The 15,421-nt window shown below is 45.9% G+C and carries 16 protein-coding genes and 1 riboswitch; of the genes, 12 read left to right on the top strand and 4 right to left on the bottom strand.

Features of this window, described 5'->3' with window-relative positions; all coding sequences use genetic code 11:
* The first annotated feature begins 11 nt into the window (after window positions 1–11).
* Window positions 12–338 (top strand): YnfA family protein, encoded by a 327-nt coding sequence (locus NYE35_RS06410; RefSeq protein WP_036681801.1) that lies wholly within the window; start codon window positions 12–14, stop codon window positions 336–338.
* A gap of 661 nt (window positions 339–999) precedes the next feature.
* Here the strand turns inward: NYE35_RS06410 and NYE35_RS06415 are convergent.
* The 3 genes from NYE35_RS06415 to NYE35_RS06425 all read right to left on the bottom strand — a co-directional run bounded on the left by NYE35_RS06415 (window position 1,000) and on the right by NYE35_RS06425 (window position 4,164).
* Window positions 1,000–1,926, bottom strand: a complete 927-nt coding sequence (locus NYE35_RS06415; RefSeq protein ID WP_341122426.1) for an IS3 family transposase — start codon at window positions 1,924–1,926, stop codon at window positions 1,000–1,002.
* The gene (locus NYE35_RS06420; RefSeq protein ID WP_036683594.1) at window positions 1,875–2,192 is read right to left on the bottom strand and encodes a transposase; all 318 of its coding nucleotides are present in this window, start codon (window positions 2,190–2,192) and stop codon (window positions 1,875–1,877) included. Before NYE35_RS06420 ends, NYE35_RS06415 begins: the two co-directional genes overlap by 52 nt.
* A gap of 283 nt (window positions 2,193–2,475) precedes the next feature.
* Window positions 2,476–4,164 (bottom strand): methyl-accepting chemotaxis protein, encoded by a 1,689-nt coding sequence (locus NYE35_RS06425; RefSeq protein WP_076224712.1) that lies wholly within the window; start codon window positions 4,162–4,164, stop codon window positions 2,476–2,478.
* A 367-nt stretch (window positions 4,165–4,531) separates the two neighbouring features.
* Window positions 4,532–4,577: riboswitch (PreQ1 riboswitch) on the top strand.
* A 10-nt stretch (window positions 4,578–4,587) separates the two neighbouring features.
* Here NYE35_RS06425 and NYE35_RS06430 point away from each other — a divergent pair.
* The 10 genes from NYE35_RS06430 (at window position 4,588) to NYE35_RS06475 (ending at window position 13,158) form a co-directional block, all read left to right on the top strand.
* Complete coding sequence (locus NYE35_RS06430; protein WP_339823704.1) at window positions 4,588–5,301, top strand: queuosine precursor transporter; 714 nt, start codon at window positions 4,588–4,590, stop codon at window positions 5,299–5,301.
* 278 nt (window positions 5,302–5,579) lie between these two features.
* Window positions 5,580–7,061: an AMP-binding protein gene (locus NYE35_RS06435; RefSeq protein ID WP_341120436.1), complete on the top strand. Its 1,482-nt coding sequence runs from the start codon at window positions 5,580–5,582 to the stop codon at window positions 7,059–7,061.
* Entirely contained in the window at window positions 7,058–8,209 is a 1,152-nt protein-coding gene (locus NYE35_RS06440) for a thiolase family protein (RefSeq protein WP_341120439.1), read from the top strand. The genes NYE35_RS06435 and NYE35_RS06440 overlap by 4 nt, the downstream gene beginning before the upstream one ends.
* Entirely contained in the window at window positions 8,206–8,607 is a 402-nt protein-coding gene (locus NYE35_RS06445) for an FAS1-like dehydratase domain-containing protein (RefSeq protein WP_341120441.1), read from the top strand. Before NYE35_RS06440 ends, NYE35_RS06445 begins: the two co-directional genes overlap by 4 nt.
* Window positions 8,582–8,923, top strand: coding sequence for a MaoC family dehydratase (locus NYE35_RS06450; protein WP_341120442.1), 342 nt, complete (start codon window positions 8,582–8,584; stop codon window positions 8,921–8,923). Before NYE35_RS06445 ends, NYE35_RS06450 begins: the two co-directional genes overlap by 26 nt.
* A 2-nt stretch (window positions 8,924–8,925) precedes the next feature.
* Window positions 8,926–9,747, top strand: coding sequence for an SDR family NAD(P)-dependent oxidoreductase (locus tag NYE35_RS06455; RefSeq protein WP_341120446.1), 822 nt, complete (start codon window positions 8,926–8,928; stop codon window positions 9,745–9,747).
* Window positions 9,748–10,548: an energy-coupling factor transporter ATPase gene (locus tag NYE35_RS06460; RefSeq protein WP_036681818.1), complete on the top strand. Its 801-nt coding sequence runs from the start codon at window positions 9,748–9,750 to the stop codon at window positions 10,546–10,548.
* A complete protein-coding gene (locus NYE35_RS06465) occupies window positions 10,533–11,390 on the top strand; it encodes an ATP-binding cassette domain-containing protein (protein ID WP_076099021.1) in 858 nt (285 codons plus the stop codon). Before NYE35_RS06460 ends, NYE35_RS06465 begins: the two co-directional genes overlap by 16 nt.
* Window positions 11,383–12,186 carry an energy-coupling factor transporter transmembrane component T family protein gene (locus NYE35_RS06470; RefSeq protein ID WP_076099020.1) on the top strand — a complete coding sequence of 268 codons (804 nt, stop codon included), beginning with the start codon at window positions 11,383–11,385 and terminating at the stop codon, window positions 12,184–12,186. Before NYE35_RS06465 ends, NYE35_RS06470 begins: the two co-directional genes overlap by 8 nt.
* A gap of 6 nt (window positions 12,187–12,192) precedes the next feature.
* Window positions 12,193–13,158 (top strand): NAD(P)H-dependent flavin oxidoreductase, encoded by a 966-nt coding sequence (locus NYE35_RS06475; protein ID WP_341120449.1) that lies wholly within the window; start codon window positions 12,193–12,195, stop codon window positions 13,156–13,158.
* A gap of 84 nt (window positions 13,159–13,242) precedes the next feature.
* On the opposite strand, the gene NYE35_RS06480 is transcribed toward NYE35_RS06475, so the two are convergent.
* Window positions 13,243–14,337 carry a M24 family metallopeptidase gene (locus NYE35_RS06480; RefSeq protein WP_036681827.1) on the bottom strand — a complete coding sequence of 365 codons (1,095 nt, stop codon included), beginning with the start codon at window positions 14,335–14,337 and terminating at the stop codon, window positions 13,243–13,245.
* 225 nt (window positions 14,338–14,562) lie between these two features.
* Here NYE35_RS06480 and NYE35_RS06485 point away from each other — a divergent pair, with 225 nt between their 5' ends.
* Window positions 14,563–15,405: an SDR family oxidoreductase gene (locus NYE35_RS06485; protein ID WP_076099019.1), complete on the top strand. Its 843-nt coding sequence runs from the start codon at window positions 14,563–14,565 to the stop codon at window positions 15,403–15,405.
* The last annotated feature ends 16 nt before the right edge of the window (window positions 15,406–15,421 follow it).

The following is a 15,421-nucleotide window of genomic DNA, read 5'->3' on the forward strand; positions in this document are numbered from 1 at the left end:
AGAGGGATGACATGTTATTTGCCATTCTGCTATTTATAATTGCTGGCCTTGCTGAGATCGGTGGCGGATATTTAGTGTGGTTATGGTTGAGAGAATCAAGGCCACTTTGGTACGGCTTAGTGGGGTCCTTGATTCTGATAGCGTATGGGATTATCCCTACGTTGCAGAAATTCCCTTCCTTCGGCAGAGTGTATGCGGCTTACGGCGGGGTGTTTATCGTGCTCGCGGTCTTATGGGGATGGCTTGTAGACAAGAAGACACCAGACGTATATGACTGGGTCGGAGCAGGTATTTGTGTGATCGGTGTATCGGTCATCCTCTGGGCACCGCGACACTAAGTTGAGTGATGTTTGCTTAGCCATAAAAGCTGAATGAAAGCTGAGTAACCTAGTTTTTACTGAGTGAGTAACTTGGCTTCGGACTCAGGGGACCTTATTTGCGAAAAAAGGGTTATTTTGGAGCGTTTTCGGACACCAGAGGCGCTATTTGAACAAAAAAGGCTGAGTCAGGGTTGATTATGAGGCCATAGCGTCTCTCGAGTCCGAAAAAGCCTCCAAATGGTAGTTTTTCGAGTAATAGCGGCATCTGAGTCCGCAAGCCAGCAGCAAATAGCGTGCTGAGGTCTAAGTGAGAGCTTCGCGCAAGCTAGTGCATGTAGCTGATTCTATTGCAGTAGGTAGCATCCACGGAGGAACTTAGAGTAATTTGCATTAGGTAGCATCCACGGAGGAACTTTGAGTAATTTGCTGTAGGTAGCATCCACAGATGAACTTTAAGTAATTCGCTGTGAGTAACTTGGCTCCGGACTCAGGAGACCTTATTTGCGAAAAAAGGGTTATTTTGGAGCGTTTTTGGACACCAGAGGCGCTATTTGAACAAAATAGGCTGAGTCTGGGTTGATTATGAGGCAATAACGTCTCTCGAGTCCGAAAAAGCCTCCAAATGGCAGTTTTTCGTGTAATAGCGGCATCTGTGGACCTCTGTCAAGAAAGTGGACACTCACGCAACAGACATTCTAGTCAATTGCTCAGCAAAACGAACTGGAGAAAGATACCCCAGCGCGCCATGCATTCGCTTGCGGTTATAATAAAACTCAATATATTGAAAAAGTGTCTGGTAGGCTTGCTCCTTAGTTTTGAATCGTGGATTACAATAAATGAGCTCCTTTTTCAAAATGCTGTGCCACGACTCGATACAGGCGTTATCATAACAGTTACCTCTGCGGCTCATGCTGGACTCCATGCCATACGCTTTCAACTGCTGCCTGTATTCATGAGAAGTATATTGAGAACCTCTATCGGAGTGATGTAATAGACCCTTTTCCGGTTGTTTAGCTTCGTAAGCATCTTGTAAGGCGCCCGAAATTAAGCTAGTTTCCATATGGTTCTCCAAGCGCCACCCCACGATTTCGCGCGTGCAAAGGTCCATTACACTAGCCAGGTACAAGCGCCCTCCCCGGCAAGGAATGTACGTAATGTCGGTAACCCATACTGAATTGGGTTTGAGTATTTTAAATTGCTGGTTCAGCGTATTCGGGGCAATCGGATGGTCATGATTGGAGTCAGTGGTCTGTACGCGATACGTTTTGGAGACAATGGAGCGAAGCTTCATATGTCGCATGTACACACTCACCGTGCGTTCGGTAACGGTATGACCTTCTTGATGTAACAGGCGGGTGATCTTCGGACTCCCATACCGCTTTTGATGGTCTGCAAAATGATACTGAATTCGCTTCATTATCGCAGCCTTACGAAGCATATGCGTACTGTTTTTTTCTGTCCGCCACTTGTAGTACCCGCTCCGTGACACATGTAGGGTCATGCACATCTTCTCCAAGAGAAACTCGGAGCGATGTTTTTCAATAAACTGGAATCTCAGTTCCTTGGTTTGCTGAAGATGTGCACTGCTTTTTTTACGATCGCTAATTCCTCTTCCACATCGGCAATCTTGTTATCTTTTTCTTGAAGTTGACGGCTCATTTCTTTCAACTGTGCCTCGAGTTCCCGTACTCGATCCACGCTAGCTGCCGGTTCATTCTTTAGTTCTCGATACTGGCTCATCCATTGATGCAGGGTACTTTTTGGGATGTTGAGCTCTTCCGCCAAGTCGCCCACTGTCTTTGTTTGCTCTTGAATGAACTGCACTGTCTGTTTTTTAAATTCTTCGTTGTACCGTTGTCGATGTTCTCCCATGTGAACACACCTCCGTGGACTCATTATCGCCAGTCTGTTAACTACTGTCCACTTTTTATTCTAGCTTCACTGAGTCCGCAAGCCAGCAGCAAATGGCGTGATGAGTCTAAGCGAGAGCTTCGCGCAAGCCTAGCGCATGCACCCTGAGTCTAAGCGAGAGCTCCGCGCAAGCCTAGCGCATGCAGCCGAGTCTAAACGAGACCTCAGCAAGCGCTAGCGAGCCATAAACTAAAAACCCCCCTTCAACACTTTCGTGTGAACGGGGGTTTTTAGTTTACAAGCGTTAAATCTTAAATTGCTGCACAGCTTCTTGGAGTTTCTTGGCTTGCTCATACAGATGTTTTACGGTTTCTGCATGGCCTTCCAGTTCGACACGCTGCCGCTCTGAGTTAGCAGCGAGTGTGTCCGCACTTTCTTGCGATCTTGATGTAATTTGTGCAGTTTCTTCGACGGAAGCACTGACTTCTTCTGTACTTGCCGAGATTTGCTGTGTAGCCGCAGATACGGATTGGATGCTGTGATTGATGCTTTGGATAAGGATCAAGAGGTGATTAAAGGCATCACCTGCTTCTGCTACCTTGCCGACTCCAGAGGCAACCTCAGAATTCACGTGGTTCATCTCGGTAACGGAGCGGCTCATATCTTCTTGAAGCCCAAGTAGGAAGTCACGGATCTGTTCGTTTGCGTTACGGGATTGTTCAGACAGCTTGCGTACTTCTCCCGCAACAACAGCAAAGCCGCGTCCATGCTCTCCTGCACGTGCAGCTTCGATTGAAGCATTCAGCGACAGCATTTGGATCTGTTTCGTAATTTCAGTAATGCTGTGAACGACTTCTCCGATCATTACTGAACGCTCATTCATGATTTGTAATTGATCCAGCGACTGTAGGGAAGCACGTTCAACCTGGCGCATTTGCAGCACGGCACTTTGGGCAATTTCATTACCGCCACTTGCTTCAGCGGAAGCCTCACTGATTTGCTCCGTGACTTCATTCGCTGCTGAGGCAATACTTTGAATGCCTAAATTGATTTCTTCCATTGCTCTCGAGTTATCTGATGCACTGCTAGCGATAGTCGTACTACCTTTGCCGATTTCTACTACCGATGAGCTGGAGTGATCCGCCATATCATTGAGAATCTCAACACGTTCTTTTAAAGAGTTGGAATCTGCAACGACAGTATTTGAGGTTACCAGTACATGTCCGATCATTTCTTTCAGGCGTTGGGTCATCGCTTGGAAGCTTACGGACAACTGTGCAACTTCGTCATTTCCTTTAACTGATAATTCTTCGGTGAAATCTCCCTCTGCGAGCCGGGCACTATAAGCTGCCAGTTTTGAGATTGGACGTGTTATACGCACACTCATAAACCATGCACCAGTTAGACCGATGATCAACGTCAGAAGTGTGATTCCGGCACTTGTCCATAGAATACTGTCTGTTTTTTCTTGAATGAAGCTTACGTCACTGCTTACACCGATAACCATCGTACTTCCGGGAATACCGATATAAGCTGTTTTATGTATACCATGTGCGTCGCTATATGTATCGCTTAGTCCAGTTTTTCCTTTAGAGGCTTGTTGCATTGCAGAGGATACGGTGACACTTTCTGCCCGTTGCAATTTTGCATCGTGATCTGCGGATAGAATCTCAGCTTCTTTCCCTTTCAGATTGACCAGAAAAATGGTTTCCACTCCATGTTGTTTCCTCTTTTCCTGAAAATAGAACTCGAGATTGGTGGCAGACTGATCGTTCTTATTTAGGGTTTGCTGGGCGTGCATTACGTTGAGATTCTTATATACGTCCTGAGCAGCGGCAGTAAGGATTTTGTTAATCTGTGGCATAACATAGCTGTTGAAGATATTGATGGAGATAAAGTAGAAGCTGGTGCTTAACAAAAGAGACGTGAGCAACAGAACAACAAATAATAAACGCGTGAATTTGCGACTGATCGAATGCTTGATACGAAACATATCGTTCTCTCCTTTTTTTATGGACGGTGAGGTCATTTCTTTTTTTGGTCTTCACTAGATACTCCATGCCAACTGCTGGAAATTGGCGACCCGAGATATATTCCATAGTTATGTCATATTTCTACTAAATGGATCGGGAATAAGGTGTTTGATACTATTCTATAGAATTAACCTCTGGATGAATAGTGAAAGTTTTGTCCTATAGAGCATTTTTTTCTGAAAAAAATGAATTATTGCTGACTATTTTAGATAATTGTCGAAAAAAAAGAACTGGAACTACCAATTTCATATAAAAATATTATTTTTATGGATTGTTTAGCGCTATTGTGATAGAGTATTAATGTTTTGTTCCAAAAATTTAATAATGTAAGCCGCGGTTCGTAACCATCCCGCGTAAACAAAACTAGGAGGAGTTTCAGTAATATGTTTAATTTGTTGTGGGGAGTTTTATTTGTTATTGTCAATTTTGCCTTTTTTCTACTCTGTTACCGCCTGTTCGGGAAAAGTGGAATGTATGCCTGGGTAGGTATTGCTACTGTAATTGCTAACATTCAGGTAGCTAAGACGATTGCTATGCCATTTGATATTGTGATGACACTCGGAAATACGATGTATGTCACTTTGTATATGACCAGCGATTTGCTTAATGAGAAGTACGGAAGAGCGGAAGCACGTAAAGCGGTCTGGTTTGGTTTCTTCACCTTGCTTATGACTACAGTCATTATGCAGATGGTACTAGTATTTAAGCCACAGGAGACCGATATCGCTCAGTCTTCTTTGGAGACGATTTTTGGGCTGATGCCTCGACTAGCTGTGGGTAGTCTTACTGCTTACTTCATTAGTCAGTTCCTAGATGTTCGGTTGTACTCTTGGATTCGTAAATATTACAGCACCTCAAGTCAGCTGTGGATTCGTTCCAACGGCAGTACGATGATTAGCTCCTTTGTGGATACACTTATCTTCTGCACCATTGCGTTTGCGGGCTTGTATGACTGGAATGTATGGCTTGAAATTTTGCTTACAACTTATCTAGCGAAGTTCTTACTAACCGCAGTAAGCACACCTATCTTATATATCGCCCGAACCTTTACTTTTGCTGAAGAGGGTACACCATCGACCGTTCAAAAGAAGGACTAAACAACAATACAGCCAGAGCGTACCGATCATAATCGATGCGTGCTGGCTATTTTTTTAGTTGTAAGATGGACTTAATAGTTACATGAAAATGTGTACATAAAAATAATATAAAGCTAAAATAAGCTATCATAGCAATTCTAGCGGGTTAGTCTAACAGGAGCGCCTGCGATGGCGCTTAACACATATACTTTAGTCTGGGCTGGACTTGCGGGGCAGTCCGATTGAAGAAAATGTATATAATTGGTAGTCACAGAAATTACGAACAGGTGTGATCAAGGATGAATCTAGTAGTTCCTATACTGCGTCATGCAGCACAGCAGCCCGACAGCATTGCCTTAACCCATGACCAAGCAAGTCATACCTATACAACATTAGTAGAAACGATGCGGAGAATCGCGAATGGCTTACAGCAAAAGGGTCTGAGGCATGACAAAATCGCGATTTTGTCTACGAATCGTATTGAATTTGTTGAGGTTTTCTTGGGGGCGATTTATGCGGGCTGTGTTCCCATTCCCTTAGATCCCAAATGGAGTGCTAATGAACTGCAGGTTATTATAGAGCAGTGCCAGCCGACAATGATTTTTGCCGAGCCGGAAGCCGCAAAGAATCTGGTTTTCAAGGATCAAGTAATCCAAACATTGACCTTCTCAAATGAACGAACAGGTTCCTATGATCAGTGGCTGGCTGCCTTGAAGCCGGAGGCTGAGTTGGATGAGACGAATGAATTATTATTTATTGGCTTTACTTCAGGCACAACCGGATTGCCTAAAGGTTATATGCGTACCCATTTATCATGGTTAAAAAGCTTTGAGGTCTCGAATATAGCTTTTGAATTGGAAGCTATGAAGGATGTTTTGGCACCAGGTCCATTTGTGCATTCCCTATCCTTATTCGCCGTAATGCAGAGTCTATATTGTGGAGCAACCTTTCATATCACACAAAAATTTAGTGCCACGCAGGTGTTAGAGCTGTGCCGGCAAATTCCGGGCGTGGTGCTGTTCGTCGTACCAACAATGATCGAATCCATGATGTTGCAGGCTGTACCTGGGCAGATACAGATGGATGCGATTATTAGCTCAGGTGCAAAGTGGTCGGAGTTGTCCAAGAAAAGGGGCATGGAAGTGTTTGGTGGAGCGCGTCTTTATGAATCCTACGGTTCTTCAGAAGCGAGCTATATTAGTTATTTGGATGTTCTGACCGAGCATAATCCGACCTCTGTAGGCAAACCTTATCCCGGGGTGCAAATTTCCATTCGTGATGACCAGTTCCGGGAAGTCCCTCCTGGGGAGATTGGGCAGCTATATGTGCGTAGTGATATGATATTTTTAGGCTACCATCAATTGCCGAATGAGACAGCAGCAGCTTTTAGAGAGGGATGGCTTATTTTAGAAGACTATGTTTATCAGGACGAAGCTGGTTATTTATATATGGCGGGACGTTTGAAGAATAAAATCATATCCGGAGGCCTGAACGTTTATCCGGAAGAAATAGAGAGGGTGCTGGAGTTTCTTCCGGAAATAGATGAAGTGATGGTGCTTGGCGTGCCTGACGATTACTGGGGAGAACAGCTGATAGCCCTCGTGAAGTGGAGCGGAGAACAGCACTTATCTGTCGACGAAATTAAGAATTATTGCCGCCAGTATTTAGCAAGCTACAAAGCGCCGAAGCAGCTGTTAACCCTGGATGAATTTATCTATACAAGCAGTGGCAAAATTGCCCGGCAAGCGATGAAAGACTATGTGAAAAGAGCGATGGTATGATAGAAGCAGTAATTGTCATGGCAAAACGTACACCGATTGGCAGAATGGGTGGCTTATTAAGTACACTTGAGCCGGAAGCATTACTGGCGCCGCTTATTCAGCATATTGTAGCCGAAACGAACTTGCCTAAAGAACTGATCGATGATGTCATTATTGGGAATGTTGTGGGCCCAGGAGGTAATATTGCCCGGGTAGCTGCGCTTGAAGCGGGGCTGCCTGTTTCGGTTCCGGGCGTCACCGTGGATCGTCAGTGCGGATCTGGGCTAGAGGCAATTAATATAGCAGCAAGACTGATTCAAAGCGGCGCTGGTGAGATTTATTTAGCGGGTGGTGTCGAAAGTACGAGCCGTGCTCCATGGAAAATGGCTAAACCACAGACGTTAATGGGGGTTCCACAGCTGTATACCCGTGCACATTTTACGCCTAGCTCTTACGGTGATCCGGATATGGGAATTGCTGCAGAGAATGTAGCTCGGAAATACGGGATTTCTCGAGAAGAGCAGGATCAATATGCCTTGAAAAGTCATCAAAAGGCGTTTCATGCTCAGCAAAGTGACCGGTTTCAGCAGGAGATAGTACCTCTTCCGGTAGAGGGGCAGTGGGTGAACACCGACGAATGTCCTCGGGCTAATACGAGTCTGGACAAGCTGCAAAAGCTGCCGCCAATTTTTGATGAAGAGGGTACCGTCACTGCTGGAAATGCCTGTCCTATTAATGATGGCGCAGCGCTTCTATTAATGATGTCTCGGGAGAAATGCCAGCAGCTTAAGCTGAAGCCTATTTTACGGGTCGTGGATGCGCAAGCTGCGGGTGTAGATCCGAACTATTTAGGTATGGGGCCTGTACCAGCTGTGCAAAAGGTGTTAAAACGCCAAAAGCTTACCGTTGCCGATTTAGATATCGTAGAGTTTAACGAGGCTTTTGCTTCACAAGTATTGGCTTCACTGAATGAGCTTCAAATTCCACAGGAAAAGGTCAATCTTGGCGGGGGGGCATTAGCAATAGGCCATCCATACGGAGCTTCCGGGGCTATTTTAATGACTCGGTTATGTGCTGAAATGCAAAATGCCCCTTACCAACGAGGGCTTGCTACTCTGGGAATCGGCGGCGGGATAGGTCTGGCAACACTCGTGGAGGTTATAGAATGAACAGTGTCCGACATCAGATCCATATGACTGCTGAATGGATTTCGGACTACGCACAGAGTATTGAAGCACCCTTGCAGACGATAAATGGAAAGCTGATCGCTCCTGCGACGATGCCTATTATTTTCTGGCAAGACTTCGATATTCCTTGGTTAATCATCGGTGAACCCTTGCTTCACGGCACTCAGAAATTTTCATATCAGGCTCCGATTACGGCGGGGATGATTTTGGATTGTGAATTAGCGTTAACGGGCGAGGTGCAAAAAGAAGGCAGACAGGGTAAACTGACTTTTTACACACATACGCTGGTTTGTAGGTGTGAGGGTGAGCTTATAGTCACCGCAGAAACGGTGTTAATTCGGGTAGGTGATGATCATGATAAAAAAGTGCATAACTGCTGAGGCTATCCGGCAATATGCAGCTGCTTCCCAAGATTTGGCGCCTATACATCTAGATGCAGAGGCCGCAGCTAAGGCTAGTTTGGAGCGACCCATCGCACATGGGATGTATCTTATGGGATTAGCTCAATCCTTGTATATTGCTGAGCACCCTACACAGTGGATCACTCAATATGATATGAAATTTCATAAGCCTATAGAGGTCGATAGTGTCGTGATTTTTGATTTTGCAGCTGACGACTGCTTTGTGAAAGTGATCCTTACAACAAAAGCTGGCGATGTTATTGCTGCGGGAGCTTTTGCAGTGAAAGAGGTGTAGTGATGAATAGAGTAGCCTTAATTACTGGTGCAACAAGAGGGATCGGACGTAGTATTGCCATGCAGCTTGGCAAGTCAGGTTATATAGTGGTTGTAAATGGTACGAAACAAGTCTTAATTGATGAGGTTGTGCGCGAGATCCGCCAGGCAGGCGGAGAGGCACTAGGGTACGCTGCTAATGTAGCCGATCCAGTCGCAGTCACTGCTATGGTAGGTGAGGTCATTGCCCGATACGGTCGTATCGAGGTATTGATAGCTAACGCGGGAATTGTGCAGGATCAGAAATGTCAGCGTATGACGGATGAACAGTGGAAGACTGTTCTGGATGTGCATTTAAATGGCACTTATTACTGCATTCAACGAGTATTACCACATATGCGTGAAACAGGTGGGGATATCCTGTTGATGACCTCTGCTGCTGGACTAGCAGGTTCCGTGGGTCAGGTGAATTACAGTGCAGCCAAGGCTGGAATACTGGGCATAATGTGGACGCTCGCAGCAGAGCTGAAACGTGACCAGATTAGGGTCAATGCGATTTCTCCAGCGGCGTTAACGGATATGACCAGACCTATAATTGACCATTTGAAGGAAAAACATGCCAGTCGTAATGAACCTTTGCCTGACTTTTGGAGAATAGGTGACCCGGAGGCTATTGCTTCCTTCGTGACTGCATTATTGAATGAGTCCGACGCGGATTTAACCGGTGAAATCTTTGCTGTGAATGGATCAAAAGTGACAAAATGGGAGAAGCCTGCACCTGCATTTTCCGAGAATAGCATTGAGGCATTTTTTGCTGCTTGGCACCGTCAAAAGGGGACTGAATAAATGCTTACCTTCGATCAAGTTTGTTTTTATTATAAAAAAGGACAACCTCTCCTGGAGGATATTAGCTTTACGATAGAAGCAGGGGAGTTTGTGGCGATAGTTGGCGCGAATGGTTCTGGCAAATCCACTATTGCAAAGCTCATGGACGGACTGCTGCTGCCACGAAAAGGGGCTGTACAATTTAAGAGCTTGGACACGGCAAAACCAACGGATCTTGCGGAGATCCATCAGCAAATCGGTTTTGTTTTTCAGAATCCAGAGGATCAGTTTATCACCACAACCGTTATGGATGAGGTGCTTTTTGGTTTGGAGAATATCCGTGTGCCGAGGGAGGAAATGCGCAGCCGATTGGATCATGCCTTGCAGGCCGTTCAAATGGAGGATTATCTGGAGGCTATGCCACATCAGTTATCTGGAGGTCAAAAGCAACGTGTCGCTATCGCAGCTATATTGGCGATGCGCCCGCAAGTCATTATTTTTGACGAGGCTACCTCAATGCTTGATCCTCAGGGAAGACAGCAGGTTCTTTCCATCATGCAAGAGCTGCATCGTCAAGGCCTGACCCTTATTCATATCACCCACCATATGGAGGAAGTGCTTGCAGCAGAACGCGTATTACTCCTGCACCAAGGACGACTTGAGTTTGACGGCGATCCACTGACTTTTTTTGAAACCATGCCTGTTGCGGACTATCAATTACATCTGCCCTTCGCAGTGCGTGTACATACATTGCTCCATTCAGCAGCACCGCTAACAGCCGATTGGAAGGGGATAATTCGATCACAATGGTCTACCAATTAAAAAATCTAAGTGTGAACTATGCCGATCATGTGGCTTTGCACAATATAAACTGCACTATTCCTGAGGGCAAATGGATTTCTATTATCGGTCCAACAGGCGCAGGAAAGTCTACCTTTGTCAAAGTGCTGAAGGGCTTGATTCCCACCGTAAAAGGAGACTATTGGATTAATCAGCAGCCTGCCAGCAGAGATGCCAAAGGGCGCTTAAAGGTTGTCCCTGAGTTGGGTTTCGTTTTTCAATATCCTGAGCATCAGCTATTCGAAACAACGGTGTATAAGGAGCTTGCTTTTGCTCTGAATCAACAGGGCGCTTCACGTCAGCAAATTACAGAGGCGATTGAAACGATTTTGCCACAAGTGGGTTTGCCTGAGGGAATTCTCCCCTTAAATCCATTCCAGTTAAGCGGTGGTGAAAAGCGCCGTGTAGCTATTGCCTCTGTACTGATGACAAATCCGAAGCTGCTGATTTTGGATGAACCGACAGCGGGTCTCGATCCTGCTAGCCAAGTGTCTTTGCTGAAGCTACTAAAGGAATGGCAGCAACAAGACAATCACACGATCCTCTTCGTTTCGCATCAGATGGATGATGTTGCCGAATACTCGGATGAGGTCATTGTTTTTCATGAAGGTCAGTTAAAAGGGCATCATGATATCAGAACATTGTTTCTGGAAAAGGAAGAATTACTGCTGGAACTTGGACTATCCTTGCCTGAACCCGTACAGCTCTTGAAGCTAATGGAGGAATTATCTGACCAGAAGATTGAAGTTGCCAGCTGTAAAGAGCAGGATATCCTCGAAGCGATTTTGCCGATTTGGCATTCGAGGGGGCAAGGGCATGGCTGATTCCGTATTAGTCGGTCAATATGTGGAGACACATTCGATTTTTCATCGTTTAGATCCTCGTACAAAGCTTGTAAGTATCGTGATACTCATGCTTAGCTTTATGATGCTTGGAACGGGGATTAGTTATGTTGTTGCAACCTTTTTTGTACTGGGAATGTTGTTACTGTCGAAAGTTCCTGTGCATTTTTTTTGGCGAGGGCTGCGGCCGGTATTATTTATTTTATTGTTTACTTTTGTTTACAATGCCGTGTTCACCAAAGGGACGGTTCTCTGGTCATGGTTTTTTATCGAGGTGACTGAAGAGGGACTGCGAACAGGATTACGTTTTGTATGGCGTATTATATTGCTCATCTTGTTAGCCTCAGTTCTAACCTTAACTACTAAGCCGCTGGACTTAGCTTATGGTCTGGAAAAGCTGCTTGCCCCTCTATCCAAATTGGGGGTACCCGTAGAACAGTTCTCTTTAATGATAGTGATTGCGATCCGTTTTATCCCTACCCTCAAGGAGGAGCTTGATCGTATCCTTCTCGCACAAAAGGCTAGAGGTTATGATCTTACAGTATTGTCACTGCCTAAACGGATATACGCGTACATTCCGATCATTATTCCTCTGCTCTTCACAACGATTCAACGTGCTGAACAGCTGAGCTATGCAATTGATGCGCGTGCTTATGGTAATGGTAAAGGAAGGACTTCTTTTAAAAGACTGCAATTTCAGCAGATAGATTATCTGGCAGGGGGAGTTGCCCTTTTATTTGCCGTGATTCTGCTTTGCTTAAAGATAGGAAAGGTGTAGATGAAGATGAAATGGAACACCCGTATTACGGAGTTATTGCACATAGAATATCCTATTATTCAAGGAGGACTTGCTTATTTAGGTTATGCATACCTCGCGGCTGCGGTTTCAAATAGCGGTGGACTGGGTCAGGTCACAGCAATGAGTCTTCCGGATGCTGAGGCCTTACGTGCAGAAATACGGCGGGTACGAACACTAACAGACAAGCCATTTGGTGTTAATTTTGCTATCGGCATGCATGGGATTGGTTATGAAGACCGGGTGCAGGTCGCCATCGACGAGCAGGTTCCCGTGGTGAGCCTCACTGGAGGGAATCCAGCCCCTATACTGGAAATGTTACTGCCCACCGATATTAAAACGCTCGTGCTCGTCTCCTCACGCAGACAAGCCCAAAAGGCCGAACAATTAGGCGCTTCTGCAGTTATTGTTGTTGGGCAAGAGGGCGGGGGTCACTTAGGGCGTGACGATGTTGGAACCATGGTGCTCGTTCCTCAAGTGGTCGATGCGGTTAATATCCCTGTGATTGCTTCAGGAGGGATCGGAGATGGCCGTGGATGGATGGCTGCTCATGCGCTTGGGGCTGAGGGAATCGAAATGGGCACTCGTTTCGTTGCTACAGTGGAATGTGTGCACGCGGCATTTTCTTATAAAAAAGCTTTAGTAGAAAGCTCAGAGTCGGATACGGTTGTAATCAAACGTTCTATTGGAGCACCCGCACGAGTGTTGCGTAGTGACTACATTGATCAAATTCTTGAAATCGAGCGCGTGACACCGACCTATGAAGCATTAAAAGAATATATCAGTGGTGCAGCCAACAAGCGCTGGATTTATGATGGTATCAAAGAAGAGGGCATCGGCTGGGCAGGTCAAGTAACAGGAATGATCCAAGATATACCTACAGTCGCGGAGCTGGTCGGCAGGATGGTTAAAGAGGCTGGGTCGATTCGCGGGATGTGGGGAACACAGGTTTAAATAAAAACAAACACAGAGCGGTGATTCTCTCATTATTGGAGGAATCGCTGCTCTGTGTTTTTGACCGTGGCTTGTAATTCTTTTCTACAAATGAAGAATAGTCAGTTCCTTAGGGAAGCTTGTTAAGGTCTCTGCGCCTTCAGCTGTAATAATCAGATCATCTTCGATACGCACACCCGCTAGTCCAGGCACATAAATTCCTGGCTCAACGGTGAACACATTGCCGATCTCGATAATGTCATCGTTCTGTCCGTGAAGTGATGGATATTCATGAACATCCATACCCAGTCCGTGTCCGACACGGTGCAAGAAATATTCCCCGAATCCAGCTTCCTCAATTACATCACGTGCAGCTTTGTCGACTGAGCCGAAAGGTGCTCCAGGATTGGAGGCAGCGATCCCAGCTTCGTTGGCAGCCAGCACAGTGTTATAAATAGTGATTAGCTTGTCGTCCACGGATTCAATTGCAAAGGTACGTGTAATATCAGAAGCATAACCATCGGCATACACCCCGATATCAAACATCAGGAAATCGCCTGGTTGAATGACCCGGTTGCCAGGAACACCGTGAGGTAGGGCAGTTTTCGGACCAGAAAGCACCATAGTGTCGAAGGAAGGACCGGAAGCGCCAACCTTTTTCATTAGATATTCTAGCTCCGCTACTAGATCGTTTTCTGTAACGCCTGTTTTTACGTGGGTAAGAACGCGGCGCAAGGCTTCCTCAACTAGCTCAGCGGCATGTTTCATGCGCTTAACTTCATCCGGGGTCTTTTTGGAGCGCATGCTGCGCAGCAATGGACCAATATCACTAAACCGTTCAGCTGGAACAGCAGCGGTTAGGTGTTCAAAACGGGCTACTGAGAAATGTTCCTTCTCTATGCCAAGAGTTCCAAGCTTGCTGCTGCCGAAACAATCTTTTAGCAGGTTATAGGGATTATCAGTGTCACTGTGAGTTAGGATTTTGGTGACCGAAGAAGCCGCTTGAGCCGCTTCTGCATCCAATGCAGGCAGAATGAGCATAGGCTCTTCTCCGCGTATCAGCAGCAGACCCAGAAAACGTTCATGCGGATCGCTGGCGAAGCCGGTTAAGTAGTAGACATGCTTGGGATCTGTTACGAGCAGGGCATCCAGGCCTTCGCCCGCCATTTGCTGCTCTAGGCTTGTCAGAGCATTATTCATAGTTGGTGTTCCCCTTTCAACTTCACGATTAGAACTGCAATATTCCTATTATAGATCAAAAATAGACCAGACGCACCTGACGAACTATAACTATCGTTGGCTAATCATGACATGAAGCTTTTCTTAACCCTACTAGTTGGTGTAACATATCTTTAAATATACTTCTCCTAAGGTTAGGCTAAAGCTTATTCAGGTACGGTTGTTGAGAGAGGAGTGATTCTTGGAATGAGAGGAACAATCGCACTTGTTACCGGAGCGAATTCCGGTATGGGGCTGGCTACAACAGTTGAACTGGCTCGCAAGGGAGCCAAAGTCATTATGGTTTGCCGTAATCGCCAGCGGGGAGAAGAAGCACTTGCTGCCGCCAAACAAAAGAGCCACTCCGAGGATATCGAGCTCATGTTGTGTGATCTGGCTTCACTTGAGAGCATTCGCAGCTTTGCTGAGGAATTTACTATGAAATATCCGATGCTAGACATACTTATCAATAACGCCGGGGTAGTCACGATTAAGCGTCAGCTTACGAAGGACGGCTTTGAGATGGATCTTGGCGTAAATCATTTGGGGCATTTTCTACTTACAAATCTGTTACTTGAGTCGTTGCAGGCAGCAGAGCAAGGCCGTATCATTGTGGTTGCCTCCGGTGCTTACAAAATAGGTGCGCTCCATTATGAAGATCCAACCCTGGCTCGCCGTTTTAATCCTGCAAAAGCCTATGCCCGATCCAAGCTAGCCAATATTCTGTTCACGAGGGAGCTGGCTTCGCGTCTTCACGGAACAAGGGTGACGGTGAATTGCTTGCATCCAGGTGCAGTGGGGACGAATATAGGTGTAAACCGGCAGACAGGCTTCGGCAAGTCGGTACTTAAGTTACTCTCATACTTTTTCTTAACACCTGAACAAGGCGCCGATACAGCGATTTATTTGGCTACAGATCCTGATCTTGAAGAGGTAACCGGTCAATATTATTATCGAAGAAAGATTAAACAACTGTCTCCCAGAGCGCAGAATACAATAGAGGCCGAACGGCTGTGGCAATGGAGCCAGGAGCAGGTCGGCCTGAGTTAATTAACACATTTGGAGG

The organism is Paenibacillus sp. FSL L8-0494 (assembly GCF_038003695.1).
GTDB lineage: Bacteria > Bacillota > Bacilli > Paenibacillales > Paenibacillaceae > Paenibacillus_AQ > Paenibacillus_AQ odorifer.

Excerpts from the sequence above, each read along its gene's own strand:
- NYE35_RS06445 (WP_341120441.1), top strand. The coding sequence starts at position 8,206 with ATGAACAGTGTCCGACATCAGATCCATATGACTGCTGAATGGATTTCG.
- NYE35_RS06420 (WP_036683594.1), bottom strand. The coding sequence starts at position 2,192 with ATGGGAGAACATCGACAACGGTACAACGAAGAATTTAAAAAACAGACA.
- NYE35_RS06475 (WP_341120449.1), top strand. The coding sequence starts at position 12,193 with ATGAAATGGAACACCCGTATTACGGAGTTATTGCACATAGAATATCCT.
- NYE35_RS06450 (WP_341120442.1), top strand. The coding sequence starts at position 8,582 with ATGATAAAAAAGTGCATAACTGCTGAGGCTATCCGGCAATATGCAGCT.
- NYE35_RS06485 (WP_076099019.1), top strand. The coding sequence starts at position 14,563 with ATGAGAGGAACAATCGCACTTGTTACCGGAGCGAATTCCGGTATGGGG.
- NYE35_RS06430 (WP_339823704.1), top strand. The coding sequence starts at position 4,588 with ATGTTTAATTTGTTGTGGGGAGTTTTATTTGTTATTGTCAATTTTGCC.
- NYE35_RS06410 (WP_036681801.1), top strand. The coding sequence starts at position 12 with ATGTTATTTGCCATTCTGCTATTTATAATTGCTGGCCTTGCTGAGATC.
- NYE35_RS06480 (WP_036681827.1), bottom strand. The coding sequence starts at position 14,337 with ATGAATAATGCTCTGACAAGCCTAGAGCAGCAAATGGCGGGCGAAGGC.
- NYE35_RS06465 (WP_076099021.1), top strand. The coding sequence starts at position 10,533 with ATGGTCTACCAATTAAAAAATCTAAGTGTGAACTATGCCGATCATGTG.
- NYE35_RS06440 (WP_341120439.1), top strand. The coding sequence starts at position 7,058 with ATGATAGAAGCAGTAATTGTCATGGCAAAACGTACACCGATTGGCAGA.
- NYE35_RS06425 (WP_076224712.1), bottom strand. The coding sequence starts at position 4,164 with ATGTTTCGTATCAAGCATTCGATCAGTCGCAAATTCACGCGTTTATTA.
- NYE35_RS06455 (WP_341120446.1), top strand. The coding sequence starts at position 8,926 with ATGAATAGAGTAGCCTTAATTACTGGTGCAACAAGAGGGATCGGACGT.
- NYE35_RS06470 (WP_076099020.1), top strand. The coding sequence starts at position 11,383 with ATGGCTGATTCCGTATTAGTCGGTCAATATGTGGAGACACATTCGATT.
- NYE35_RS06435 (WP_341120436.1), top strand. The coding sequence starts at position 5,580 with ATGAATCTAGTAGTTCCTATACTGCGTCATGCAGCACAGCAGCCCGAC.
- NYE35_RS06460 (WP_036681818.1), top strand. The coding sequence starts at position 9,748 with ATGCTTACCTTCGATCAAGTTTGTTTTTATTATAAAAAAGGACAACCT.